This is a genomic window from Labrenzia sp. THAF82, assembly GCF_009363435.1.
In the GTDB taxonomy this organism is placed as follows: Bacteria; Pseudomonadota; Alphaproteobacteria; order Rhizobiales; family Stappiaceae; genus Roseibium; species Roseibium porphyridii.
In genome coordinates, this window is the sequence record NZ_CP045354.1 from 6115205 (window position 1) to 6139685 (window position 24481).

General features: G+C 56.9%; 23 protein-coding genes. 12 read left to right on the forward strand and 11 right to left on the reverse strand.

The window, feature by feature from the left end; translation table 11 throughout:
• Positions 1-78: 78 nt before the first annotated feature.
• Positions 79-1755, reverse strand: a complete 1677-nt coding sequence (locus FIV00_RS28140) for a cytochrome D1 domain-containing protein (RefSeq protein ID WP_152503799.1) — start codon at positions 1753-1755, stop codon at positions 79-81.
• Positions 1756-2086: 331 nt separating this feature from the next.
• Here FIV00_RS28140 and FIV00_RS28145 point away from each other — a divergent pair, with 331 nt between their 5' ends.
• Genes FIV00_RS28145 through FIV00_RS28170 form a run of 6 tightly spaced genes read left to right on the forward strand, consistent with a single transcriptional unit; the run spans position 2087 to position 7545 of the window.
• Complete coding sequence (locus tag FIV00_RS28145; protein ID WP_152503800.1) at positions 2087-2539, forward strand: cytochrome c; 453 nt, start codon at positions 2087-2089, stop codon at positions 2537-2539.
• A 23-nt stretch (positions 2540-2562) separates the two neighbouring features.
• Positions 2563-3933, forward strand: a complete 1371-nt coding sequence (locus FIV00_RS28150; RefSeq protein WP_152503801.1) for a cbb3-type cytochrome c oxidase subunit I — start codon at positions 2563-2565, stop codon at positions 3931-3933.
• 5 nt (positions 3934-3938) lie between these two features.
• Positions 3939-4748 carry a CbbQ/NirQ/NorQ/GpvN family protein gene (locus FIV00_RS28155; protein ID WP_152503802.1) on the forward strand — a complete coding sequence of 270 codons (810 nt, stop codon included), beginning with the start codon at positions 3939-3941 and terminating at the stop codon, positions 4746-4748.
• 10 nt (positions 4749-4758) lie between these two features.
• Positions 4759-6696, forward strand: coding sequence for a nitric oxide reductase activation protein NorD (locus tag FIV00_RS28160; protein ID WP_152503803.1), 1938 nt, complete (start codon positions 4759-4761; stop codon positions 6694-6696).
• Between the two features lie 2 nt (positions 6697-6698).
• Complete coding sequence (locus tag FIV00_RS28165) at positions 6699-7265, forward strand: cytochrome c oxidase subunit 3 family protein (RefSeq protein WP_209006740.1); 567 nt, start codon at positions 6699-6701, stop codon at positions 7263-7265.
• Positions 7266-7272: 7 nt separating this feature from the next.
• Entirely contained in the window at positions 7273-7545 is a 273-nt protein-coding gene (locus FIV00_RS28170; RefSeq protein WP_152503804.1) for a nitric oxide reductase F protein, read from the forward strand.
• Here the strand turns inward: FIV00_RS28170 and FIV00_RS28175 are convergent.
• Together FIV00_RS28175 and FIV00_RS28180 are read right to left on the reverse strand one after the other, a co-directional pair.
• Complete coding sequence (locus tag FIV00_RS28175) at positions 7535-8095, reverse strand: DUF4202 domain-containing protein (RefSeq protein WP_152503805.1); 561 nt, start codon at positions 8093-8095, stop codon at positions 7535-7537. The genes FIV00_RS28170 and FIV00_RS28175 overlap by 11 nt on opposite strands.
• Entirely contained in the window at positions 8092-8799 is a 708-nt protein-coding gene (locus tag FIV00_RS28180) for a Crp/Fnr family transcriptional regulator (RefSeq protein ID WP_152503806.1), read from the reverse strand. The genes FIV00_RS28175 and FIV00_RS28180 overlap by 4 nt, the downstream gene beginning before the upstream one ends.
• 194 nt (positions 8800-8993) lie before the next feature.
• On the opposite strand from FIV00_RS28180, the gene hemA reads away from it, so the two are divergent.
• Positions 8994-10217 carry a 5-aminolevulinate synthase gene (gene hemA, locus FIV00_RS28185; RefSeq protein WP_152503807.1) on the forward strand — a complete coding sequence of 408 codons (1224 nt, stop codon included), beginning with the start codon at positions 8994-8996 and terminating at the stop codon, positions 10215-10217.
• A 104-nt stretch (positions 10218-10321) separates the two neighbouring features.
• Here the strand turns inward: hemA and FIV00_RS28190 are convergent, their stop codons facing one another.
• From FIV00_RS28190 to FIV00_RS28205, 4 genes are all read right to left on the reverse strand, one after another.
• Entirely contained in the window at positions 10322-11122 is an 801-nt protein-coding gene (locus FIV00_RS28190; RefSeq protein WP_152503808.1) for a xanthine dehydrogenase family protein subunit M, read from the reverse strand.
• 83 nt (positions 11123-11205) lie between these two features.
• The gene (locus tag FIV00_RS28195; RefSeq protein WP_152501627.1) at positions 11206-13566 is read right to left on the reverse strand and encodes a xanthine dehydrogenase family protein molybdopterin-binding subunit; all 2361 of its coding nucleotides are present in this window, start codon (positions 13564-13566) and stop codon (positions 11206-11208) included.
• A gap of 219 nt (positions 13567-13785) precedes the next feature.
• Entirely contained in the window at positions 13786-14277 is a 492-nt protein-coding gene (locus FIV00_RS28200; RefSeq protein WP_152501626.1) for a (2Fe-2S)-binding protein, read from the reverse strand.
• Between the two features lie 124 nt (positions 14278-14401).
• Positions 14402-15115, reverse strand: a complete 714-nt coding sequence (locus tag FIV00_RS28205; protein WP_152503809.1) for a carbon monoxide dehydrogenase subunit G — start codon at positions 15113-15115, stop codon at positions 14402-14404.
• Positions 15116-15296: 181 nt separating this feature from the next.
• Here FIV00_RS28205 and FIV00_RS28210 point away from each other — a divergent pair, with 181 nt between their 5' ends.
• Both FIV00_RS28210 and FIV00_RS28215 read left to right on the forward strand, forming a co-directional pair.
• Positions 15297-16487: an FIST N-terminal domain-containing protein gene (locus tag FIV00_RS28210; RefSeq protein ID WP_152503810.1), complete on the forward strand. Its 1191-nt coding sequence runs from the start codon at positions 15297-15299 to the stop codon at positions 16485-16487.
• A gap of 2 nt (positions 16488-16489) precedes the next feature.
• Positions 16490-17848, forward strand: a complete 1359-nt coding sequence (locus FIV00_RS28215; protein WP_152503811.1) for a hybrid sensor histidine kinase/response regulator — start codon at positions 16490-16492, stop codon at positions 17846-17848.
• A 62-nt stretch (positions 17849-17910) separates the two neighbouring features.
• Here FIV00_RS28215 and FIV00_RS28220 read toward each other — a convergent pair whose 3' ends face one another.
• Positions 17911-18582: a response regulator transcription factor gene (locus tag FIV00_RS28220; protein ID WP_247649306.1), complete on the reverse strand. Its 672-nt coding sequence runs from the start codon at positions 18580-18582 to the stop codon at positions 17911-17913.
• Positions 18583-18977: 395 nt separating this feature from the next.
• On the opposite strand from FIV00_RS28220, the gene FIV00_RS28225 reads away from it, so the two are divergent.
• Complete coding sequence (locus tag FIV00_RS28225; RefSeq protein ID WP_152503812.1) at positions 18978-19586, forward strand: hypothetical protein; 609 nt, start codon at positions 18978-18980, stop codon at positions 19584-19586.
• Positions 19587-19615: 29 nt separating this feature from the next.
• Here the strand turns inward: FIV00_RS28225 and FIV00_RS28230 are convergent, their stop codons facing one another.
• From FIV00_RS28230 to panC, 3 genes are all read right to left on the reverse strand, one after another.
• Positions 19616-20680 carry a bifunctional transcriptional activator/DNA repair enzyme AdaA gene (locus FIV00_RS28230; RefSeq protein WP_152503813.1) on the reverse strand — a complete coding sequence of 355 codons (1065 nt, stop codon included), beginning with the start codon at positions 20678-20680 and terminating at the stop codon, positions 19616-19618.
• Between the two features lie 73 nt (positions 20681-20753).
• Positions 20754-21563: a 3-methyl-2-oxobutanoate hydroxymethyltransferase gene (gene panB, locus FIV00_RS28235; protein ID WP_152503814.1), complete on the reverse strand. Its 810-nt coding sequence runs from the start codon at positions 21561-21563 to the stop codon at positions 20754-20756.
• A gap of 44 nt (positions 21564-21607) precedes the next feature.
• Positions 21608-22456, reverse strand: a complete 849-nt coding sequence (gene panC / locus FIV00_RS28240; RefSeq protein ID WP_152503815.1) for a pantoate--beta-alanine ligase — start codon at positions 22454-22456, stop codon at positions 21608-21610.
• 233 nt (positions 22457-22689) lie between these two features.
• On the opposite strand from panC, the gene FIV00_RS28245 reads away from it, so the two are divergent.
• On the forward strand, positions 22690-23499 hold the full coding sequence (locus FIV00_RS28245) for a PHB depolymerase family esterase (protein WP_152503816.1): 810 nt from the start codon (positions 22690-22692) through the stop codon (positions 23497-23499).
• 182 nt (positions 23500-23681) lie between these two features.
• The gene (locus tag FIV00_RS28250) at positions 23682-24425 is read left to right on the forward strand and encodes an AraC family transcriptional regulator (protein ID WP_152503817.1); all 744 of its coding nucleotides are present in this window, start codon (positions 23682-23684) and stop codon (positions 24423-24425) included.
• Positions 24426-24481 lie beyond the last annotated feature (56 nt).

A 24481-nucleotide genomic window follows, 5' to 3' on the forward strand; every position in this document is an offset into this window, starting at 1 on the left:
GTCGATGCAGTCCCGACACCGCTGGCAAAAAAGAAGGGCGGGCGATATGCCCGCCCTTCAGACGCTTGCTTGTTATCGTTAAGTGACGTGGTTCGAACGGTTGTAGACGTTGAACTTGCCGGTCGGAGCAAAGAGACCTTTGATCCGGGCCTTTTCTTCGAGCGTTTCTGCGTCGAAGATGACAATTTCACCGTTCGGTTCGAGTGACGTTGAGCGGTTCCACTTGGATACCCAGACTTCGGAACCATCCTGGTTGAACTCGAAGTGAACCGCGGCACTGCCTTCTTCATCGGTGATCTGGATCGTCTTCACGATTTCACCAGTCTCCTTGGAGATGACCTGAACCGACTGTTGAATTTCGGGTTCCGGATGCTTGGTCTGGTCAGCCCAGATGTATTTCGAGTCGGGATGGGTCCTGATGAACAGGCCAGCACCGTCTGTCTCTACTTCGTAGCAAACCTTCCAGGCATCGTCCGGACGGTTCTCCGGATCGTTACCCCAGACTGTCACAGTCCCCTCACCAAGGTGAGTGGTGCCACCAACAGGTCCACAATTCGGATCTACCCAGTTGGCACCCGGGCCCGGGTGCGGCAGGGCAGCTGTGTCGATCATCGCTTCAAGCTTGTGCGTTTGCGTGTCGACCACAACCATCTTGTTCGACGCATTAGCGGCAATCTGGAAGTAGCGGCCTGTCGGGTCGAAGAACCCGTCATGCAGGAACTTTGCGGAATCGATCTTGTCGATACGCAAGTTGTCGAGGTCGGTGTAATCAACCTGCCAAAGCTGGCCAAGTTCCTTGACCGCGACAATCCATGTCGGCTCATTCGGAGTGGTGTAGATTGCAGCCACACGGCTTTCTTCGACATAGTCGCCATCAACATTGACGCCGCGAGTGGAAACGACTTTCTTCGGCTCCATAGTCTCTGCGTCGACGATTGCGAAATGCGGAGGCCAGTAACCGCCACCGATGACGTATTTGCCGTCACCAGACACCGCAACATCGCGGGCGTCGTAAGCGATTTTCACTTCGGCGACCAACATGTTCTCCGGGTTCTGCCAGAGGTCGATCTTGGTCATCTTGCCGTCGCGGCCCATTGTGTACCAGAAGCGGCCGGGATGCTCAGGCTCGGTTACCGAGTGGTGCTCGGATGCTTTCAGAACGTGGACAGCATATCCGGTTGGAATATGCGCCAGAACTTCCTTCGTATCGCCATCAATGACGGCGACCTTGCCTACGTCACGCTCGATAACGACGAAGAAGTTTTCCCAGTTCCGGCCATGCAGCGGTTCCGTCGGATAGTCCTTGGGCTCGACATAGACCTTGCGGGTCGCTTCCATCTGAGCCAACGACATTTCCGGTGGCTTGGGCGGCTCCATCATGATGTAGGTGGCCATGTCCTTGATTTCCTGCTCGGTCATGATGTCCGAGAAGTTGTTCATGCCGCCTTCGGTGCCCCAGGAGATAATTTTTTCAAGCCGCTCCTGGCCAAGCTTCAACGTTCCGCCTTCTGTTACCGTTCCATCAGCAGCTGTCTTTTTCCAGCTTGGCTCCAGGTTTTTGCCTGTTGCACCTACACGCAGTACGCCGTGGCAACCCGCGCATCTTTCAAAATAGAGCTGCTTGGAACTTTCGAAGGCCTCTTCGCTCAGCGTCGGGCCCTCAGCAAGGGCAGGCACCGCCGCGCTGCCCAATAACAGCGCAAGACTTGCCGCTAACGCGGGGCCCGTCCTTTTTTTCAGTCTTGGATGTGACATTCTCAAACTCCAAATGCTGGTGAGGCATTCGCGAGACTTGAGCAAACGCGAGTTCGCTTCCTTGACTTTCGTTAAGATGATCGTGGCGTTTTTTGTGTGCTCGCGAAGGCGCATGTCACTGACGCGGCTTTTCTCACCAGTCTTACCTATTTTAATTTAGCCGGCTAATTTTCAGACTTTGAACAGAACAGACTGAAATTGAAGGACCGATTTTTCGTCCTGTTTTGCCGTCTGAAGAGACCGCAAATGCCTGCTTGACTTTGGTTAAGGAAATGACAGCCCGCGCTGCCACCCTCGAGACTACGATCAACTCGGGGTAAAGGAGCGCGCGATGCGCGAAGTCATGACCAAAAGCATGGCCCGAAATATATTTTATGGCGGGTCATTATTCTTCATCATCATCTTTGTAGGGCTGTCCATTCACAGTCACTTCTACATCACAGGAACTTCGACCGATCATGCCGGCATCACCGAAAGTGTGGCCGCAGGTAAGCGTGTCTGGGAAGACAAGGCCTGCATCAACTGCCACACCATTTTGGGTGAAGGTGCCTACTTCGCACCTGAACTTGCAAACGTGATGACGCGCTGGGGCGTTCTCGACGATCCGGACGCCGCTTTCGACACTCTGAAAGGCTGGATGGAATCCATGCCGACAGGCATCGAAGGCCGCCGCCAAATGCCGAATTTCGATCTGACCGACGAAGAAATTCGCGATCTGGCGAACTTCCTGATTTGGACCGACAACATCGACGCCCAAGACTGGCCGCCGAATGAAGCCGGCTGATCCGAACGCAAAAGGAAACTAAGATGAAGTACCAGTCTCAAAAGATAGCCCTGGCGTATTTCGGTGTCGCCCTGGCCCTCTTTGCCGTCCAGGTTCTCGGCGGATTGCTGGCAGGATGGGTTTACGTCCAGCCGAATTTCCTGTCCGAGGTTCTGCCTTTCAACATTATCCGCATGCTGCACACAAACAGCCTGATTGTCTGGCTGCTGCTCGGCTTTTTCGGTGCCGCCTACTTCCTGATACCGGAAGAAGCGGAACGCGAAATCCATTCGCCAAAGCTCGCTTACCTGCAGCTGATCATTCTTGTGGTTGGCACACTTGGTGTCGTCGTCACCTACACCTTCAACCTGTTTGAAGGAAATTTCCTGCTCGGCAAAGAAGGACGCGAGTTCATCGAACAGCCGAAATGGGTGAAGGTCGGCATTGTGGTTGCTGCGCTCATGTTCCTTTACAACGTCACCATGACGGTGCTTAAGGGCAAGAAAACCGCCATCACAAACATCCTTCTGCTTGGTCTTTGGGGCCTGGCGCTCCTGTTCCTGTTCAGCTTCTACAATCCAAGCAACCTTTCGCTGGACAAGCAGTACTGGTGGTACATCGTCCACCTTTGGGTTGAAGGTGTTTGGGAACTGATCATGGCGTCGATCCTGGCGTACCTGATGCTGAAACTCACCGGCGTGGACCGTGAAGTCGTTGAGAAATGGCTTTATGTCATCGTCGCCGCTGCGCTGTTTTCCGGCATCCTTGGAACAGGTCACCACTACTACTGGATCGGAACACCAAGCTATTGGCAGTGGATCGGCTCGATCTTCTCGTCACTGGAAGTGATCCCGTTCTTCGCGATGATGGCTTTCGCCTTCGTCATGGTCTGGAAAGGCCGCCGCGATCATCCGAACAAGGCTGCGCTTCTGTGGTCGCTCGGTTGTGCGACGCTTGCCTTCTTCGGCGCCGGCGTCTGGGGCTTCCTCCACACGCTGCATGGTGTGAACTACTACACGCACGGCACTCAGATCACGGCCGCCCATGGTCACCTGGCCTTCTTCGGAGCCTATGTCGCCCTGAACCTGGCAATCATCACCTACGCAATGCCAATCCTGCGTGGCCGTGACCCGTACAACCAGGTGCTCAACATGGCCTCCTTCTGGCTGATGTCGGGCGGTATGGCGTTCATGACATTCGTCCTGACATTTGCAGGGACCATCCAAACGCACCTGCAACGCGTTAACGGCGATTACTTCATGGATGTCCAGGACCAGTTGGCGCTGTTCTACTGGATGCGCTTCGGCGCAGGCGCAGCCTTCGTCATCGGCGCATTGCTCTTCATCTATGCGGTGGCAATGCCGAAAAGCGAAGTCATCGAACCCGGTGACGCAGCCAACGTTCCGGCGGAGTAAGACCTATGGAAGGTAGCGTATCATTGGCAAAGGGGGCGGCTGACGCCCCTTTTTACCTAGCCCAGTCAGACGAATGCACAGTCTTTGAGGCTGCGCACAAGAACGGACTTCCGGTCTTGCTGAAAGGACCGACCGGCTGCGGAAAGACCCGCTTCGTCGCCCATATGGCGGCAAAGCTCAACCGCAAGCTCTACACAGTCGCCTGTCACGACGACCTGGCAGCCGCCGACCTGATCGGGCGCTATCTTCTCAAGGGTGGCGAGACCGTCTGGGTCGACGGTCCCTTGACCCGTGCGGTCCGGGAAGGTGCAATCTGTTACCTCGATGAAGTCGTTGAAGCGCGCAAGGATGTGACCGTCGTTCTGCACCCGCTGACCGATGATCGCCGAACCCTGCCGATCGACCGGACGGGTGAAGAGCTTCAGGCGGCCCCGGGTTTCATGCTGGTGGCGTCTTACAACCCCGGCTATCAGAACATCCTGAAGACGCTGAAGCCGTCCACACGGCAACGTTTCATTTCATTGGAATTCGACTTTCCACCCCCCGATCTTGAATGCGACGTTGTTGCCGAAGAAAGCGGGTTAGACAGGTCGCGTGTTGCCGCGCTGGTCCGGCTTGCAGGCAAATTGCGTGCTTTGAAAGGCCAGGATCTGGAAGAAGGTGTTTCAACCCGACTGGTTGTCTATGCCGCGACGCTCATTGCACAGGGCATGCCTGTAAACCGGGCCGTGCTGGCAGCAATGATTGAACCTTTGACAGATGATGAAGACGTGAAACGCGGGCTCCTAGATCTTGTCACGGCCGTGTTTGGGTGAGGCCAGACCGATGGGCAAGATCGACTTCGAGCCATGGGAACCCGAGGAAACGGTCGGGAAACTGTGGCACGCTTTTGCAAGCCGCCTCGATGCGCCTGAGGTGCATCACGGAGCCGCGGTCGGCCTTTCTGAGGTCGGCGGGCGGCTTGCAGTTCTTTTCCGAGGCCTGGGCGGCAACCACAATGTGGAACTCCGCCCGGTTTCGGAAGAGGTGTCGCGTCACCGCCTCAGTTTTCTGAGGCGGCTCGGGACCGAGGTTGAAACCGTACCTCGCGCCAGTTTTGACGGTGAAATCCTGCGTTTGCCGGCATCCCTTGCTGTCTTCCCGACCCGGGAAGCAAATGCAGCGCTCTATATCTGGCTGACCGCTCTGGCGGCAAATGCGCCAAGCTACACGGTCGAGACCGATCCACTGCGCGCGGACCTGCAGGTTTTGCGCGCAATCGGCCAGATGGTTCGGGAAACTCTTCTCCATGCTCCAGGCCTGAATGAACTCTATTCGGTCTTGAGCCATGGGAGCTTGTTGCAACGACCGGCCGCGTCCCTGCCTCGCTGGGAAGCAAATCTGGAAACACTTGTCCGCCACATGCTTGGCGACCCCGCTGAACTTTCCATAGAGGTTCAAAAAGTGCAGAAGGCACTGGAAAGCGGTGACATTTCTGAATTCGAAGCGCCTCGTGGGTATCGTCCATTTCGACCAGTTCCGGTCTGGCCGGATCTGCGCGAAGTTGTCTTTTCTTGCGGCGACGAAGTTGAAAACCGCGAAACCGACGGGACGCCAGAAGAGGCCGGCGACAAAACCCTGCGGGCACGTCGGCGCAAGTCCGACCAGGCTGAACGCCATGACAGTCTGATCCTTCACAAATTCGAAGCGATCCTGAGCTGGGCAGAGTTTTTGAACCTCAATCGGCGGGTCGACGACGACGACAACGACGATGCCAAGAAAGCTGCCGATGATCAGGATGAAATCGGCCTTGGGCAAATTTCGAAATCGCCGGCAACACGCCTGAAATTGCATCTGGACCTCGCACCTGAAGACGTCGACCGGGAACGCCTTTCAGGCAAAATCCTTTACCCCGAGTGGGACACACGAAGCGGCCGATACCTGCCGGATCATGTATGTGTCCTGACAAGTGTAGCCGATGCCGACCCGGACAATGATGTGGCCGCCAAGGATCCCCGCGCTGCGCGGCGCATCAGATCCGTCAAGAAACAATTCGAAGCGCTTCGCCCCGGCCGTGTGACAACGCGCGGGCATATGGAAGGCGACCGGTTGGACATGGACACTGCCGTCAGATCCGAGGTCGAACGGATTGCAAGCGGTTCTGGCAATGACCGGATCTGGCTCCAGACCCGGCCGGAGGCGCGCGACCTTGCGGTTTCCATCCTTCTCGACGTGTCCCGGTCCACTGAAAGTGCGGTCACGGGCCGGGCTGTTATCGATATTGAGCGGGAGGCACTGACAGCGCTCGCCTGGGGCCTGAATGCCTGCGGCGACGACTTTGCAATCAACGCGTTTTCCTCGCTCAAACGGCATCGTGTCTATCTGCAGTCCTGCAAACGGTTCGATGAGCCGATGTCCGCCAAGGTTGAGCACCGTATCAGCGGACTGAGGCCAGGGTTTTACACCCGGCTTGGTGCTGCGCTCCGACATACATCGAGCGAACTGGCCGAGCAGTCACGCAAACGCAAGCTTCTGCTTGTCATCACTGATGGCAAACCGAACGATCTCGATCATTATGAGGGCCGGCACGGGATCGAGGATACGCGCATGGCCGTGCGCGAAGCCCGTAGGGCCGGTCAATCCGTGTTTGGCGTAACAATCGACAAAACGGGCAAGTCGTGGTTTCCAAGACTTTTCGGTCAGGGCGGCTTTGCGGTCATTCCGCATCCAGACAAGCTGACCCAGGCGCTGCCGGAAATCTATCGGCAATTGATTGGCGGCTGACCATGGAAAGAACCACGGCAAACCCGTCGCCCGGAGGTCTGGATGACCTGCCCGGCGACTTGATGATGTGGGTCCTCATCATCAGTGAGCTTCTGGTTTTTGGTGCGGGCCTGGCAGCCTTTCTGGGAGTGCGGATATCCGACCCGGCAGGTTTTGCAGAGGCCAGAACCTACCTTCATCCAACGCTTGCCAGCATCAATACGGTTGTCCTGATCACCAGCGGTTTTCTCGCTGCCAGAGCGGTCGATCTGCGGCAGCAGGATCGACGAAAGACGGCACGCATTGCGCTGACCGGGGCGATGACGCTGGGTGTCGTTTTTCTGGTCATCAAGGCAATTGAATATGCTGACACGGCAGCACAGGGCATCTCGACGGAAACCCACCCGTTTTTTACGTTCTACTATCTGCTGACCGGTTTTCACGCAATGCATGTTATTGCGGGAATTGTCATTCTCGCGTTGGTCGCCTGGAAAGACACACCCCGAAACATGGAAGTCGGAACAGCCTTCTGGCACATGGTGGACCTGGTATGGGTGCTGTTGTTCCCGGTCATCTACCTGCTGGCGTGAGACGAAGATGACGCGCAATCCGACGACAAATGCCTGGCTTCAACTGCTGCTTTTAAGTGGCTTGTCCGTCGTTCTGGCTGCTGGTGCTGCGGGACTTCTGGACCCAAGTGTCACAGGCGTGCTTGTTCTTGCACTTGCGTGGATGAAAGCACGGGTCATTCTCTCGCGCTATCTGGGCCTATGGCAGGCTCCGGTGTGGCAGTCTGGTTTCAATTGGGTCCTGGCGCTCTACTGCAGCCTGCTGCTTGCGCTTTATCTCATACCCGCCTTCAACTCCTGAAGGCACTAGCCAGTGGTTCGGGCAAATCAAACTCTTCACTCACCCGACGTCTTGCATCCCCTGACATCTTATGTGCAGTCTTTTGAACGATGCCGAGTACTTTCTCGTCGCTATGCTTGGCAGCGAAAGGCGCAAAATACCATTTGAGAAACACGAAACAAATCGTGTCCTCCAGCGCCTGGACATCCGCATGCTGCTTGATGCCCTCCTTGCGCAGCATCCGCTCGGCAGCTGCAATGTCTTCTGATGCATAGCCGGCCGCCTCCATGATCTCGCCGACCCTTTGCGCATGATGTCCGGCCAGGTTTCGGCGCCAGGCATGATACCCCGCCTTGCCTTCCGGAAAGGTTGCGCGGGGCACTGTCCAACGTTCGATGTGCTGACCACGGGCGGCGATTTTCAACGGATCGGATGCTTGCGGGAACAAGCGGGTCAACTCCGAACTCATACGCTCGCCATAAAGACGGGCTGCAGGAGTGCCTTCTTCCAGGTTCGGATCGGCTGTATTGGCTTCGTCGATCGCCGCGAGGGCCTTTTCCAGGTGTGTCATTGTGCTTTGTGCCAGGCCTCGACAGGATCGCTTTCAGAATATTCACGAAGCATTTCGATGTCTTCGATCGCCGCGTGGTTCCTCTTGATATGAACGCCAGCCGATTTCAAACGGGCAAACGACCGTGACAGGCTTTCCGGTTTCATGCCCAGGCGGCCGGCGATCAGAAATTTGTCGTATGGAAGGGTGACGACACAACTGCCCGTTTCCTGTTCACACAGCTCCAACAGAAATTCGGCAACGCGTTGCGGCCCGGTTTGGGCCTTGAGTTGCTCAAGCTGCGAGACCAGCGAATGCAGGTGCATGAAAGTCGACGCCAAAACGGCAACCGCGATCTCCGGATCCTTGCGCATCGCCTCCAGCAGCGCCACGCTCGGTATGCGCATGACTTCGCAAGAGGTGACCGCTTCGGCAGAGACCGGATAAGCGTGACCGCGGAAGGCCACTGCTTCACCGAAGCTTTGCCCCTTGGCAAAGACGTTCACGACGGCCTCGCCGCCATTGGGCGCTATCCGGTAAAGCTTGACCCAGCCCTCTGTCACGATGTGGATCGCCTTGGCAGTTTCCCCTTGCAGAAACAGCGTCTCGCCGCGATCATATTCGCGCCAGCTGGACAGTGACAGGATCATGTCCTGAGTGTCTTGCGGGAAGGTCTGCAACAACAAAGAATTCTGCGCAATCTTCTTGCGGCGTTCATTCGGCATTCGATTTCCTAGTCAGGCTTCAGAAAAGCCTGCCCCTCCTATTGGCCTAGGGATATTACACAATCCGTTGTCACGGTCACATCTGTTGAATTGCTGATATGGCAACGAACTTGCCGCGGTGTCTTGACTATTGTCATTTCAAGCCAGGCCCGGCGCTCCTAGTCTTGTCAGGAAGATGAGAAAGCGGGGATCACATGGACTACCAATCCTTTTTCCGAAACCAGCTCGCTGAACTCAAACAAGAGGGAAATTACCGGGTCTTTATCGATCTTCAGCGTAAGCGCGGTAATTTTCCTGCTGCCGTCCGGACCCACAAGAAGGGCCAGGACGACGTCACGATCTGGTGTTCAAACGACTATCTTGGCATGGGCCAGCATCCGGATGTGGTTGCTGCCATGCACGCAGCCGTCGACAGATGCGGTGCAGGCGCTGGCGGTACACGCAACATTTCCGGTACGACCCACGACCATGTTCTTTTAGAAGAAGAGCTTGCGGACCTGCATGACAAGGAAGCTGCGTTGGTTTTCACGTCCGGCTATGTGTCGAACTGGGCGGCCCTTGGAACACTTGCGTCAAAGATCCCGGGCTGCATCGTTTTTTCCGACAGCCTGAACCACGCTTCGATGATTGAAGGGATCCGTCACTCAAGAGCGGACAAGGTCATCTGGAAACACAATGATCTTGAGGATCTGGAACATAAGCTCGCATCGGCAGATCCGGCTCGGCCCAAACTGATCGCGTTTGAGAGCGTGTACTCCATGGACGGCGATATCGCCCCGATTGCCGAGATCTGCGATCTGGCGGACAAATATGGCGCCATGACCTATCTCGATGAAGTGCACGCAGTCGGGCTCTATGGTCCGCGCGGCGGCGGCATCGCTGAACGCGAGGGCCTCATGGATCGCCTGACCGTCATTGAAGGAACGCTCGGCAAGGCGTTTGGTGTGGTTGGCGGATATATTGCCGCATCAACCGAGCTTTGCGACTTCGTTCGAAGCTTCGCCAGCGGCTTCATTTTCACGACCGCCCTTCCGCCGGCAATCGCCGCGGCTGCGACCGCCTCTATCCGGCATCTGAAGCGGAGCAATACGGAGCGCGAAGCGCATCAGGCAATCGTTGCCAAAGTTCGCAAACGGCTCGACACGCTCGGCATCCCTCATGTGCCGAACCCAAGCCATATCATTCCGGTGATTGTCGGCAATCCGGCAAAGTGCAAATTCCTGTCAGACACGCTGCTGGATGATTTTGGAATTTACATTCAGCCAATCAACTACCCGACTGTTCCCAAGGGTACCGAACGCCTTCGGATCACACCTTCGCCGGTGCACACAAGCGGCGATGTCGACAGACTGATCGTCGCCCTGCATTCGCTCTGGAACCAGTGCCAGCTGGCACGCCAGCCGATGGCGGCGGAATAGGGCTAAACGCTCCAATCCGACATCTTCTTTGCTTTGACAATGCAAGGAAAAAACGAAACCGGCTGCCTATGACAAGGCAGCCGGCTTGTCTTTTCGGGTCACGTTTATCCGGCTTTATTTACGGCTTTTTTGGCCATGACGGTCACGAGGTTTGCTCGGTAGTTTGCGGATCCGTGGAGGTCTGAGAGCATATCTCCTGGTTCGGGTGCAATTCCGGCAACTGCGTCCGATGACCAGTTGCCGGCCAGGGCCGCTTCCATGTCGCTCATCCGGAAGACGCCGTTCTGCCCGGCGCCCGTCACCGCCACCTTTACCGATCCGTCTGCGCCCTTGGCCACAAACACGCCCGCCATGGCATAGCGCGAGGCAGGGTTCGGGTATTTGGCATAAGCCGACTTTGCCGCCAGCGGGAAGGCCACCGACACGACCACCTCATCCTCATCCAGCGCCGTATCGAACATGCCGGTGAAGAACTCCCCAGCCGCAATGGTCCGCTTGCTGGTCGTCACCGCCGCACCAAGCCCGAGCAAGGCCGCCGGATAGTCCGCCGCCGGGTCGTTGTTGGCAATCGAACCGCCAAGCGTTCCCATGTGACGGACCGCCGGATCGCCGATGCCTCCGGCAAGGGCCGCAAGACCGGGCAGCTTCTGCCGCACAAGATCCGATGCAGCCACCTCCGCATGGGTCGTTGCCGCCCCGATCACGATGGTGCCCTCGCCTTCGCAAATGCCCTGCATCTCCGCAATCTTCGTCACGTCAACAAGGTCCGACGGCGCCGCAAGACGCTGCTTCATCGTCGGCAAAAGCGTCTGACCGCCACCCAGGATCTTGCCGTCCTCTGCCGCCGCCATCTTCTCGGCAGCCTCCGACACGGAACCGGCACGGTGATAGGTTGTCTCATACATGTTGGGTCTCCCCCAAATCTCAAGTGTCCAATGACATCAGGTCCAATGCGGGCGGCCACACCGCCCGCGCATCGTCTCAAATCCTATTCGGCTGCCTGCCTCAGGCCAGCCTGGCACAGCGTCCACACCTTCTCCGGAGAGGCCGGCATCGACAGGGCATTGCTGCCAATCGCATCCGTGATCGCATTGATCACCGCAGGCGGAGACCCGATCGCTCCGGCCTCCCCGCAGCCCTTCATGCCGAGCGGATTGCCGGGGCACGCCGTCACATGGGTCGACAGCTGATAGGACGGAACATCATCCGCACGCGGCATCGTGTAGTCCATGTAGGAGGCCGTCAGAAGCTGACCGCTCTCGTCATAGGCCGCATTCTCAAGCAGCGCCTGGCCAATGCCTTGCGTGATGCCGCCATGCACCTGACCTTCCACGATCATCGGATTGATGATGTTGCCGAAGTCGTCCGCAGCCACAAAGCTCACAACCTCCGTCTGGCCCGTCTCCGGATCCACCTCGACCTCGCACACATAGGTCCCGGCCGGGAAGGTGAAGTTGGTCGGGTCGTAGAACGCCCCCTCCTTCAGCCCCGGCTCCATGCCCTCTGGCAGGTTGTGCGCCGTATAGGCCGCAAGCGCCACCTCCGTGAAGCTCAGCTTCTTGTCCGTCCCGGCCACTTTCAGCTCGCCGCCCTCGATCTGGATGTCCCCTTCCGAGGCCTCCATCAGGTGGGCCGCGATCTTCTTCGCCTTCGCCTCGACCTTGTCCAGCGCCTTCACAACAGCCGACATGCCGACCGCGCCCGAGCGGGACCCGTAGGTGCCCATGCCGAACTGGACCTTGTCCGTATCCCCGTGCACGATCGCAACCGCATCGCTGTCCAGACCGAACCGCTCGCTGATCAGCTGCGCGAAGGTCGTCTCATGGCCCTGGCCATGACTGTGAGAACCGGTCAGAACCTCGACCGTCCCCACCGGGTTCACACGAACCTCGGCAGATTCCCAAAGACCGACACCGGCACCAAGAGACCCGACCGCCGCTGACGGCGCAATCCCGCAGGCTTCGATGTAACAGGACAGGCCGATCCCGCGCAGCTTGCCCCGCGCGGCCGCTTCCGCCTTGCGCGCGGCAAACCCGTCATAATCGGCCGCCTTCAGCGCCGCATCCAGCGTCGCATCATAATCGCCCGCGTCGTAGCACATGATCACCGGCGTCTGATGCGGGAACGAGCGAATGAAGTTCTTGCGGCGGAACTCTGCCGGCGACAAGCCAACCTCGCGCGCCGCAGTCTCCATGATCCGCTCAAGCAGATAGGTCGCCTCAGGACGTCCGGCACCGCGATAGGCATCCACCGGCGTCGTGTTGGTATAGACCGTTTTCACATTCGCATGGATCGCAGGGATGTCGTATTGCCCCGACAACAGCGTTGCATAGAGATAGGTCGGGACCGACGACGAGAACAGCGACATGTAGGCGCCCAGATTGGCAACCGTCTTCACCCGAAGCCCGATGATCTTGTTGTCCGCATCCAGCGCAAGCTCGGCTTCCGAGCGGTGATCGCGGCCATGGGCATCCGTCAGGAACGCTTCCGTGCGGTCCGATACCCATTTCACAGGCCGGCCGACGCGCTTCGACGCCCAAAGGCACACCATCTCTTCCGGATAGATATAGATCTTCGAGCCGAAGCCGCCGCCCACATCCGGTGCAATCACCCGCAGCTTGTGTTCCGGCGCAATGTTATAGAACGCCGACAGGACCAGACGCGCAACATGCGGATTCTGGGACGTCGTATAGAGCGTATAATGCTCCTCGGCAGCATCATAGCCGGCAAGCGCGGCCCGCGGCTCCATCGCGTTCGGAACAAGGCGGTTGTTGTGGATCTCCATCCGCGTCACATGCGCAGCACGGCCAAACGCCTCGTCGGTCGCTCCCGCATCCCCGATCTCCCAGTCGTAGATCAGATTGCCTTCCGCTTCCGGATGGATCTGCGGCGCGCCCGCCTCAAGGGCTGCAAGCGGATCGACAACCGCAGGAAGCTCCTCATAATCGACAACCACGGCATCGGCAGCATCCCGCGCCTCGGCCTGCGTGTCCGCAATCACGACCGCAACAGCCTGACCGACATGGCGCACAATCTCAGGCTCAAGCGCCCGCCAGCCGCCCATCTTCATCGGCGTGCCGTCCTTGGAATGGATCATCCACCCGCAGATCAGATTGCCAACACCGTCGCCCACAAGCTGATCGCCCGTCAGAACCGCATCAACACCCGGCATCGAAAGAGCCGCACTGGCATCGATCCCCGTGACCTTCGCATGGGCATGCGGCGAGCGCACAAAGGCCGCATAGCCCATGCCCGGCATCGCCATGTCATCCGTATAACGGCCACGGCCCGTGATGAAGCGCTTGTCCTCCTTGCGCAGAGCCCGGGCGCCAATCCCTTCAACTGCCATCGTCTCTCTCCCAAATACTGCTCCGGATCAAAAAAACTCCGGATGGTCTCCTCCGACCGGTCTGCCCGGCCCGTTTCGTCTCAAAGGTCGGCTTCGAACCGCTGCTGCCGGCTCCCTCCGGCAGATCAACTGCGTCCCACCTGACCCTCATCAGGCCCTTGCGCGAACAACACACGCGCATCAGACCCTTAAATCCGTCATGTCCTTAAAACCGGGCCCTCACTCGGCCGCCTGCGCCATGCCCGCCATCTGGTCGGACGCCGCCTTGATCGCCTTGACGATGTTCTGATAACCGGTGCAACGGCAGATGTTGCCTTCCAGCTCGTGCCGGATCGTTGCCTCATCAAGATTGCCCGCACCGTGACGGTTGATCATGTCAACCGCACTCATGATCATCCCAGGTGTGCAAAATCCGCACTGAAGACCGTGATGCTCCCGGAACGCTGCCTGCACAGGATGAAGCGCATCCGCACTGCCAATCCCCTCAAGCGTCACCACCTCACTGCCATCCGCCTGGGCCGCAAGCATCGTGCAGGACTTCACCGCCTTGCCGTCAACATGCACAACACACGCCCCGCATTGCGACGTGTCACAGCCAACATGCGTTCCCGTCAGCCCCCGAACATCCCGGATCAAAGACACAAGCAACGTCCGGTCCTCGACCTCGGACGAAACGGTCTTCCCGTTCAATACCAAAGATACTTTCGACATAAATCTCTCTCCCTCATGGAACCTCTCGAGCCAAAGCCCAAATAGCCGGTTTAACACCGTGTTCTGTGGGTCCTGACAGCAAACGCCACCAGAACCGGATCATTCCAAATCTGTCGCCAAAGGGTCAACTGGCAAGCGCAAGAACAACAATCAGCGCCCCAAGCAGCAAAAGACCCCACACCATCGGTCCGCCAAACGCATTCCGACCCGCAGCATCCTCCAAATTCTCCTCTGCCTTGTGAAGACCCTCCTCAACCTTGTGCTCCGCCTCGCCAATCGCATGAAGAACCTCGCCCGGCGCCTCTTCAAGCGCGATCCGCTTCGCCTCCTCGGCAACACCTTCATCAAGATCAGCCGCAAGACCCGTATCCGAAGACACCTCGGACACCGCCGCCGCTGAGCCCCCAACCTGCTCGGTAAACCGGGAGAAAAACTCCTCCGCCATCTTGCGCGCCGTGGAATCAATCAAACGGCTGCCAAGCTGAGCCAACTTGCCGCCAACCTGAGCCTTCGCCTCGTAACTCAAAACCGTCGCATCGCCATCTTCAACCAGACGAATGTCCGCAGACCCCTTGGCAAACCCGGCAACTCCTCCCTTGCCCTCGCCAACAATCGTGTAACTCTCAGGCGAAACAACATTCTCAAACGTCACAGAACCTTTGAACTTCGCCTTGACAGGACCAATCTTCGACGTAACTGACGCCGTCAGCTCATCAGCCGAAACCCGCTCAAGAACTTCACAACCAGGTATGCACAAACGCAAAACATCAGCGTCATTCAACGCAGACCAAACAACCAAACGGGAGGCCTGAATTACCTGACTGCCTGAAATCTCCATGTGCTCCCCATTGACCGTTTCGGCAAATTGCAACCAACAGGAAAATACACAGGGCTGCAGCTGTACACTGTACTTTAGGTCGGGTCGGCGTCCCGGCTTTGCAAACACACCTGTCTGAAGCTACATTTTGTGTTGGCGACGGTAGTTTCGGAACAGGGACGCCGCCTCCTGGGAGGAAAAATTGAACCCAAAAACTGGGACGCGATATGCCTGTGGGGTGGTCGTATTATCGGCCGGCCTGCCGGATGAAGAGAACTTCTGGACCGAGATCGATGCAGCCGCCAGAACCGGTCGGTATGCACAGGCTTTGCTGTTTTTTTCGCAAGACCAGTTCCCTGCCGACATCATTCGAAACCGAATGGCTCATCATGCCGACGGCCTTGCCTATGCCGCCTGTTCCACGGCCGGTGAAATTGGCGGGTCGACCGAAGGGACAGGACAGTGCCTGGCGGTTCTGTTTCCGAAAGATCAATTTTCCATAAGCACCGTACGCATAGACGGTATCCGCTCGATCGGCTTCGATCGCATCGTTGCGCAGGTCAAGGACGCGCGGCAGGTGTTCGATGCCGACGCGGCCAACCATGCCACTGAAGCCGAACAGGGAGACAGCTTTGCAATCTGTCTGATAGACGGACTGTCGGTTGTCGAGGAAATGATTACCGCCGCGCTTCACTGGGCGCTGGACGATATTCCACTGCTTGGAGGATCCGCCGGCGACAGCATGCATTTCAACAAGACCTCGCTCATATTGAATGGCGACATCAGCGATGATTGCGCGATCGTACTGTTTTGCAGAACAGCCGTACCTTTCCGGATTTTCAAAACCGACAATTTCGTGCCGACGGAACGCAAGCTTGTCGTGACAAGGTCCGACCCCGAACAACGCATCATCTATGAATTCAATGCAGCAGAAGCTGCCGGAGAATATGCCCGAGCCGTTGGCATCGATCCGGGATCGCTGTCACCGATGAGTTTCGCCTCTCATCCGCTCGTCGTTCGTGTGGGAGGCGAATACTATTGCCGTTCAGTTCAAAAAGTGAACCCGGACGGATCGCTGTCCTTTTTCTGCGCTATCGACGATGGCATTGTGCTCACAGTTGCTGAACCGACAGGCATGACAAGGTCCACGAACGAGGCCTTTGAAGGTGTTGCAAATGAAATCGGTCCGGTCGACTTCGTCCTCGGCTTCGATTGCGTATTGCGCCGGATCGATGCCCAGAACAGGCAGGCGACACAGCGTATCCAGAAGATCTACGAAAAATACAATGTCGTCGGCTTCAACACCTATGGTGAGCAATACCTGTCGATGCATCTGAACCAGACCTTCACAGGGATCGCCTTTGCCCAACAGGCCGCAATCGCAGGAGAATAGGTATGAGCCTGTCCGATATCGACGATGCTGCCAGGCTCAAGAAAATAAATGCGGCGCTGGTCGACCGTGTTGAACAGGCGATGGACCAGCAGCGCAACGCCTTTTCCCTTTTTCAAACGGCCATTTCACTGGAAGGGCAGATCCGGCGGCGAACAGACGAGCTTACATCGGCGCTCAGACGCTTGGAGGAAACAAACATTGAACTGGCGCGCCAGAAAGACATTTCTGAACGGGCCAACCGATCGAAAACGGAGTTTCTGGCCGCCGCGAGCCATGACATTCTTCAGCCGCTCAATGCGGCTCAACTGACGATCTCCTCCCTTCACGATCTGCAGGTGTCCGATCAGGCGCGCGCCATGGTCAATCAGGTCGAGCGCTCGCTCGACACAATGAACGAGCTGCTCAGGACCCTTTTGGACATTTCGCGGCTCGATGCCGGTGTTACGACACCGCGTTTCACATCGGTGCCAATCCCTCCGATCCTCGACAGTCTGCTTTCCGACCTCAGGCCTATTGCGGAAAAGAAGGGTTTGAGACTGCGCGTGGCCGTGACCAATGACTGTGTCTACACCGACCGGCTGATGTTGCGCCGGGCGCTTCAGAACCTGATTGCCAATGCCATCCGGTACACCAACAGCGGTGGAGTTCTGATCGGCACAAGGCGCCGTGGAGACGAGATTTCGATTGAGGTCGTCGATACGGGCAGCGGTATCCCCGAAGACCAGCTGGAAAAGATCTTTGAGGAATTCCACCGCGGTCCGCTTTCACGCGGTGATGCCAATGCGGACACAGGAACGGGACTGGGGCTCGGTCTTGCCATTGTTCGAAGGTTGGTGACCGCTCTGAAACACGACGTCAGTGTCAGATCCAATCCCGGCCACGGCAGCGTTTTCCGGATCAGGGCCAAGCGATCCGAAGCGCCAGCGGAACCAGCCGGTGCGGAACGCACCAAACTCATTGCAACTCCCGTCAATGCCAGTCTCAAGGGCAAGAAGATCCTGGTCATTGAAAACGATCCGGCCGTCCTTGAGGCCATGGAAGGACTGCTATCCACGTGGGGATGCATCTACAAGATTGCACGCTCTTGCGACCAGGCCGTTGCCGCGGTCGATGCGGCAGCCTGGGTGCCCGATCTGATTGTTGCGGACCATCATCTGGATTTTGGAGATCTCGGCACTTCGACACTTGAAAAGCTGTTTGAGCTCCTGCCGTCTCGGGTGCCCGCGATACTTGCGACTGCCGATGCCTCTCAAGGTGTCATCGACAGAGCGCGTGAGCTCGGGGTCGAACATCTGACCAAACCAGTCAAACCGGCACAATTGCGCGCACTGGCAACGCATCTGATCAACAAGGCCGGTTAACGGAAAGAACTGAGGGGACGCATGACAGGTTCAACCCTTGCGCTGCCGTCACGGGGGGCCCTTCAGTCGGGCGGAGGTGCAAACGGGGAAGCAGTCCCCAGGGCCTCGAGTTTCTTGACCTCAATGACCACTTGAGTCCGGCTTGAAACGGCCAATTTTCGCAGAATTTCGGAAACATGCGCCTTCACGGTCGTCTCGCCGACCTGTAACTCATAGGCAATCTGCTTGTTTAACAGGCCATCACAAATCATGTTCAGCACCCGGATCTGCTGCGGTGTCAAACTGGCCATCCGCTCGATCATCCGGCTTGTCTCTTCGTCAATCGGTTCTTCCACGCCGTCTTCATAGGATTCAGGCAAATAGACTGCACCGCTCATGACCTGTTGAATGGCCTTGGCCAGAACGGTTTTCTTGGAAGACTTCGGGATAAAGCCTGCCGCACCATAGGCCATGACCTGCGCAATGATCGCCTGATCTTCAACTCCCGATACAACGACGACAGGCAGCTGCGGGTAGTGAGTGCGCAGATGCAAAAGGCCCTCCATTCCCGTCACGTCCGGCATGGAGAGATCGAGGAGAGCAAGATCAAACCCGGGCTCCGCATCCAGAAAGCGGCAGGCATCTTCAAGCGACGCTGCCCCCACAGCATCGGAACCGGGATAGGCAAGCTCGACCGCGCTGTGCAAAGCTTCGCGAAACAAGGGGTGATCGTCGATGATCAGGAATTTGGTCACATTGTCCGTCCCGCCTCGCAGGTCCTCTTTCTCAGTTGTGGTGTTGTTTTCTGGAAACAATTCTCAGCCGCAATATCTTGGCCTGTTCGCAGACGGTTGCCAACAGTTTCGAGTGGTGATCCGTTGTGTTCAGTTATACGCCCGAATGTTTCTAAATTGTATTCGGAAGCTTAGATGACTCAGTCCAATATGCATTGGGTCCGAGACTTCTTAAATTTACAAACATCATCCAAGATTTCAGAACCTGAATACAGGCATTTGTGATGACTATCACATCTCTCCACACTCCCCCCAGGTTAAACTGTTCTTGGATAATGCTGCTTCTGCGCTCGATAGCTTGGCAATTCTCATCTGAGTGGGCTGAAGACTGAATACCGATCGAAAGGGACCGGGTCATGATTACGATAACTTCGCCTTCGATGTGCCTGAACGACACGCGTTCAAACCGAATTTACACCATGGACGAGACCAAGAGGGTCAGCTCGACCGATACTCAGCGCGATATTGTCGACCTGGTTGTTGCTGCGGCGGGCCGTGTCCGAGGCGGCAGAATTGAAAACCTGGTGCTCAACGCGCATGGGTCGCCCGGAACATTTCACATCGGCACCGGATTGAGTTCGAGCACCATGTCGCCCTGGTCGGATGTCCGTGACAAGGTATTCAAAATCTGGTTCCGCGGCTGTCTTGTGGCACGTATTGCCGGTGAACACACTTCCAGTCACGGAGACGGTTCCTATTTGGAGGCTCGGGGACTGAATTCCGGCAACGGGCACTCTTTTATCAGTGCATTTGCCCGACTGACCGGGTGCTATGTCGTTGCGCCGACAGAAATTCAGAGCGCGGCGCGTCAACGCTCCAGTTATCCTCGGGGCCAGCTCGACAGTTACGAAGGATTGTTGCTTAGCTACGACCCGCAGGGACGCATCAGCTGGCAGCAGCGGTATCCATCATTGCACAGCTACAACAATGAAACCGGCACCGTTCGGCTGCCAAACAGCGAATAGTCGGATATTGTTCGGTTGGCTCCGGGGTCTCAGGCCCCCGGGCTTTGCCGGTAGCTTTGCTCCAGTTCGATCAATCGCTGCTTGCGCCAGAGCCCGCCACCATAGCCCGTCAACGATCCATCTGATCCGAGCACCCTGTGGCAGGGGACAACGAGTGCGAGCTGGTTGGCGCCGTTTGCCCTGGCAACCGCCCTCACGGCATCCGGCCTGCCGATGGCACTGGCAAGTTCTGAATAACTTCGCGTTTCGCCTGCGGGGATCTTCAGCAGCTCACGCCACACATCCCGAGTGAATGCGGAGCCATGCAGCGCAAGCCTGGTTTCAAAGACGCCGCTGTGTCCTTCAAAGAACCGGTTTAATTCCTCTTGGATCTGATCCGTGACCGCGGTCCTGCCAAATCCGATTTTACCCTTTGCATAGCTTTGAAGCTTTCTGAATTCGGCCGGCAGAGCCTTGCGATCGAGAAATTCCAGAAGGTGCAGCTGCGACTTGTCAGCAACGGCGACCAATGGACCGAGCGGCGAGGACACCCAGTCGGCAGCGAGCAATGCGTCTTTGGAAAAAGCACCCGGCGCCTGTCCGAGAATTTTCGCAAAGGCCTCACGAAAAGCGCTTGGCGAGCCAAATCCCGCTGTGATCTGCGCCTCGATTACTTTGCCTCCACTGGCGAGTGTCGAAAACCCTTCCTGTAAGCGCCGCTGTCGCGCCATCTCCAGAAATGTCATGCCGAAATGCCGCTTGAACGCCCGTCTTACGGTGGATGGGTCAAATCCCAGTTCGATCAGATCCGGCTCACCCCAACGATAGGCAGGTCGCTTTTCGAGGGCCTCGACAAGCGGTTTGACGACCGGGTCCGCACTCGCTTCTGGTGTTGTTGGCTTGCAGCGTTTACACGGCCGAAAACCGGCGTCAAAGCATTGTGCGACCGTCTCATAAAAGGTGCAGTTTTCCCGTTTCGGCTTCCGCGCGGGACACGTCAGACGGCAGAAAATTCCGGTGGAAGACACACCAACGTAGAAGCGCCCATCGTAAGACGGATCTCGTACCAGAAGGGCTTCATAAAGCGTGTCAAAAGCTGGATTGAACTTCAACATGCAGGGAGACTAATCCGACTGTCCCGCAGATGCAGCCGGAAATCGGGCGTTTATTGATTTCTTGGAACTGTCCCTACCTGTAGACCTGCTTTTCACCCGGGAAACTGCGTTCCTTGACGTCGTCTGAATACGCTTTGACCGCTGCCTCGATCTGGCCCCCCAGATTGCCATAGACCTTGACGAATTTTGGCGGTGCCGGATTGAGGCCGAGCATGTCTTCCAAAACCAGGATCTGACCGTCGCACGTTGCGGAAGCGCCAATCCCAATGGTCGGGATGGGAATGTCTTTTGTGATCTGTGCAGCCAGCGGCTCCACCATTCCCTCCAGCACCAACGCGAATGCACCGGCCTCGGTGACCGCCCTTGCGTCCTCAAAATGCTGTTCCCAGTCATCCTGCTCGCGCCCCTGTGTCTTGAACCCGCCCATGACATGAACAGACTGCGGGGTCAGGCCGATATGTGCCATGACCGGAATGCCGCGTTCCGTAAGGAAGCGGATGGTTTCTGCCATTCTAACTCCGCCCTCCAGCTTCACCGCTCCGCATTGGGTCTCTTTCATGACACGTGCAGCATTCCGGAAAGCCTCAGACGGGCTTTCTTCGTAAGTGCCGAAGGGCATGTCCACCACAACGAGAGCCTGCCTGGTGCCGCGCACCACGGCCTTTCCATGCATAATCATCAGGTCGAGCGACACGCCGACAGTCGATTCCATGCCGTGCATCACCATGCCGAGACTGTCGCCGACGAGAATGAAATCCGCGTATTTGTCGACGATAGCGGCAGTGTGCGCATGATAGGAAGTCAAAGAGACGATGGGCTCGCCACCTTTGCGCTTGGCTATCTGAGGAGCCGTGATCCGGCGAAGGGGTTTTTGCGCGCTCATACGATTTCCTTTCGAAGGAGCTTGATCTCTTTGGGGACGCTTTCTCAGTCGGGAGCAACCACGCGCTGGTCGATCAGCAACACCGTGTCGAACCGAACAGCCAGCAACACAACTGCAGGCCGATCCACACGTCCTTCCAGTTCTGCAAGCGTTTCAGCATCCCGGATGTCGACACTCCTGATTTCCGCTGACGGTGCCTTTGAAAGCTCTTGCCGGATCGTTTTTTCAAGAGCGGCAATGTCGGGAGCCGACTTTGCAAGCCCTTCAGCCAGATCAAGGGAATTCGAAAGAGCAAGGGCTTCCTGACGATGCCGCGCGTTCAAACGAACATTGCGCGAAGACATTGCCAGTCCGTCCGGTTCGCGCACTGTCGGGTGGCCAACAACATCAATTGGCATGTCGAGATCCTGGACCATCTGTCGGATCAGGGTGAGTTGCTGATAGTCCTTTTCACCAAACACCGCGATATCAGGAGCGACGATGTTGAAGAGTTTGCTGACAACCGTCGAAACACCGCGAAAATGTCCCGGCCGCAACGCACCTTGCAAAATACCCGAAAGTCCGGGCACCTCGACGAATGTGTCTCCACCAGCGCCGTACATTTCGTCGACATCCGGCACAAAAACAGCATGCACATTTTCGGAAGTCAGCAACGCCAGATCGCGTTCTTCGTCGCGCGGATAAGTGTCCAGATCCTCGCTCGGGCCAAACTGCGTGGGATTGACAAAGATGCTGGTAACAACCCTGTCGGATCTTTTCAAAGCCATCCGCACAAGGCTCAAGTGTCCTTCGTGCAAATATCCCATCGTCGGCACCAGCGAGACGCTCTGGCCGCTTCGTTTCCAATCTCGCACAGTCGCCCGCATGTCCGCCTTTGACCGGCAGATGATCATTGTGCACCCTCCCTGGACCACGGCTGCTCTCCGCGGCACCTTTCTTTTCGCAGGTGCAACATAGGGGGACAGTTTCGGAAGGTCCAGTGGCCAAAGGAAGCAAGCCAAATGAGGTTTGCCTGCCACAAATTCGGTGTCTGAAGCCACATAAATTCAACGGCTCACGGACATGTGCCTTGCAGCCTTCATGTCATGCGCGAAAGATCGTCACGTGTTGTGACCAAGGCTTATAGATGCGAATTTTCCTGTTTTCATTCCTCTTGTTGCTGTTGCCACAGGCTGCGCATGCGTGCGGGTCTGAAACGCCGTGCGAAGTTCCTGGCGGTTACTATCTGGTAGCGGTTCCAGAAGGCTGGGACAACGAGACGCCGCTTCGTCTGGTGGTCTATTTTCATGGCTGGAACAGCTCACCCGAGGCAACTTTTCGAAACAAGGCCATGGTCAATGGTGCGACCCTGCGCAATGCACTGTTTGTGGCTCCGTTTGCCGAAACCGGATATTGGCGTCAGATCGGTGAGGGTCGGGCTGAAAGTGGACGCGATGAAGCTGCCTATATTCGCGCTGTTGTCGACGACGTTCGCAAACGCTGGCCGATCGATGAAAGGCAGACTTTGGCATCCGGTTTTTCACGCGGAGCATCAATGGTCTGGAACGTTGCCTGCTACAGCGGCGATCTCTTCCGTGCCTATGCGCCCATTGCCGGTGGCTTTTGGCGATCGAATCCGGAGACATGCCCGGCCGGCCCAGTCAATTTGCGTCATATTCACGGCCTCTCAGATGGGGTGGTCGCCTTTGACGAAATCGGGATTTACAACTCCATGCCGATCACCGAAGGCTTTGACATTCTATCTCAAACAAACGGGGTTGCGGGCGAAGCACGCGAAGTGGCGAGCGGCGATCAACGGCTCACTTGCTCACGCTGGGACAAAAGCGACAGCGGACGAGTTCTTGAACTTTGCCTTCACCAACGCGGTCATTCGATTCCCGCCGAATGGGTTGCGCAGGGTTTAGACTGGCTTGAAAACCTTCCCGAGGGTTCATGACGCCGAAACAATTGCATCAAATTGAACTGCGCTAATGAGATGTCAAACGGCACACGTCCGGATGCGCCTTTCAGCGCTGGTGACATCCGAAGAAGGACAGTTACTGGTCTTTCTCATTGAACGCTGGCTCGCTAAAATGATGAGACACATCGCACTCCCCCAGTCGTGAGAAACGCGCCATCATGTACGAGCCCAGAGGAAACGGCAAAGCAAGGGCCGTACAATCCGTGACGTTTACCGAGGTGGATCCCCCGGAACACCTGCAAGATGTTGTGCATCGCTTCCTCGAGCTCAAAACAAATGAGAGCCTTGAAGAGGACTACAGCTTTCACGCCCTGCCCGATGCATGCACCTACGCTGTCTTTGACCAGCTTGATGGTTCCATTTCCGGTGTCACGCGACTGCAAGCGACCTCCGAAGAACTCAATCTTGGAAAACAGTTTCACTACGTCAATATCCGTTTTTTGCCGGGTGTCTGGCAATCCGCAAGGGAAAAGAGTTCCTACGGAATGATTGCGGAGCCTTATTCGGGCGACCTTCAACTGGCCGAACTCAACCATCAACTTGTCAAACAGAGTGACTTTGCCGGAAAACAGGTATTGCTCACCGAATTTGTCGAGAGGCTTCTGGTCAGCGAGCACGTTGTTGCAAACCCGGTGACCGAGAAGATCTTTCGTCAGCTTGAACAGATACACTCTGTTGCCGATATGGCTTCGGTTGCGCAAATGTCGCCACGGCAGCTTCAACGCGTCTTGAAAAAAACGTTGGGTTTCGCGCCTCATGATTTTCTGAAAGTGCTTCGATTGCAGCAGTCTTTGAAAGGTGAGCCATCGCTGTCTTATGCAGATCAATCTCACTTCATTCATTCTTTTCGAAAGGCGACCGGATACACGCCGGCCCGATATTCCCGCAAGTTCGATGTCTGAAATCTACAATACAGGCAAATAGCGGCTTGCTAGGTAACCGGCATGTTCAACACGAC

Bases quoted from the DNA above. Each gene is read 5' to 3' on its own strand.
- FIV00_RS28140 (WP_152503799.1), bottom strand. From the start codon at position 1,755: ATGTCACATCCAAGACTGAAAAAAAGGACGGGCCCCGCGTTAGCGGCA.
- FIV00_RS28145 (WP_152503800.1), top strand. From the start codon at position 2,087: ATGCGCGAAGTCATGACCAAAAGCATGGCCCGAAATATATTTTATGGC.
- FIV00_RS28150 (WP_152503801.1), top strand. From the start codon at position 2,563: ATGAAGTACCAGTCTCAAAAGATAGCCCTGGCGTATTTCGGTGTCGCC.
- FIV00_RS28155 (WP_152503802.1), top strand. From the start codon at position 3,939: ATGGAAGGTAGCGTATCATTGGCAAAGGGGGCGGCTGACGCCCCTTTT.
- FIV00_RS28160 (WP_152503803.1), top strand. From the start codon at position 4,759: ATGGGCAAGATCGACTTCGAGCCATGGGAACCCGAGGAAACGGTCGGG.
- FIV00_RS28165 (WP_209006740.1), top strand. From the start codon at position 6,699: ATGGAAAGAACCACGGCAAACCCGTCGCCCGGAGGTCTGGATGACCTG.
- FIV00_RS28170 (WP_152503804.1), top strand. From the start codon at position 7,273: ATGACGCGCAATCCGACGACAAATGCCTGGCTTCAACTGCTGCTTTTA.
- FIV00_RS28175 (WP_152503805.1), bottom strand. From the start codon at position 8,095: ATGACACACCTGGAAAAGGCCCTCGCGGCGATCGACGAAGCCAATACA.
- FIV00_RS28180 (WP_152503806.1), bottom strand. From the start codon at position 8,799: ATGCCGAATGAACGCCGCAAGAAGATTGCGCAGAATTCTTTGTTGTTG.
- hemA (WP_152503807.1), top strand. From the start codon at position 8,994: ATGGACTACCAATCCTTTTTCCGAAACCAGCTCGCTGAACTCAAACAA.
- FIV00_RS28190 (WP_152503808.1), bottom strand. From the start codon at position 11,122: ATGTATGAGACAACCTATCACCGTGCCGGTTCCGTGTCGGAGGCTGCC.
- FIV00_RS28195 (WP_152501627.1), bottom strand. From the start codon at position 13,566: ATGGCAGTTGAAGGGATTGGCGCCCGGGCTCTGCGCAAGGAGGACAAG.
- FIV00_RS28200 (WP_152501626.1), bottom strand. From the start codon at position 14,277: ATGTCGAAAGTATCTTTGGTATTGAACGGGAAGACCGTTTCGTCCGAG.
- FIV00_RS28205 (WP_152503809.1), bottom strand. From the start codon at position 15,115: ATGGAGATTTCAGGCAGTCAGGTAATTCAGGCCTCCCGTTTGGTTGTT.
- FIV00_RS28215 (WP_152503811.1), top strand. From the start codon at position 16,490: ATGAGCCTGTCCGATATCGACGATGCTGCCAGGCTCAAGAAAATAAAT.
- FIV00_RS28225 (WP_152503812.1), top strand. From the start codon at position 18,978: ATGATTACGATAACTTCGCCTTCGATGTGCCTGAACGACACGCGTTCA.
- FIV00_RS28230 (WP_152503813.1), bottom strand. From the start codon at position 20,680: ATGTTGAAGTTCAATCCAGCTTTTGACACGCTTTATGAAGCCCTTCTG.
- panB (WP_152503814.1), bottom strand. From the start codon at position 21,563: ATGAGCGCGCAAAAACCCCTTCGCCGGATCACGGCTCCTCAGATAGCC.
- panC (WP_152503815.1), bottom strand. From the start codon at position 22,456: ATGATCATCTGCCGGTCAAAGGCGGACATGCGGGCGACTGTGCGAGAT.
- FIV00_RS28245 (WP_152503816.1), top strand. From the start codon at position 22,690: ATGCGAATTTTCCTGTTTTCATTCCTCTTGTTGCTGTTGCCACAGGCT.
- FIV00_RS28250 (WP_152503817.1), top strand. From the start codon at position 23,682: ATGTACGAGCCCAGAGGAAACGGCAAAGCAAGGGCCGTACAATCCGTG.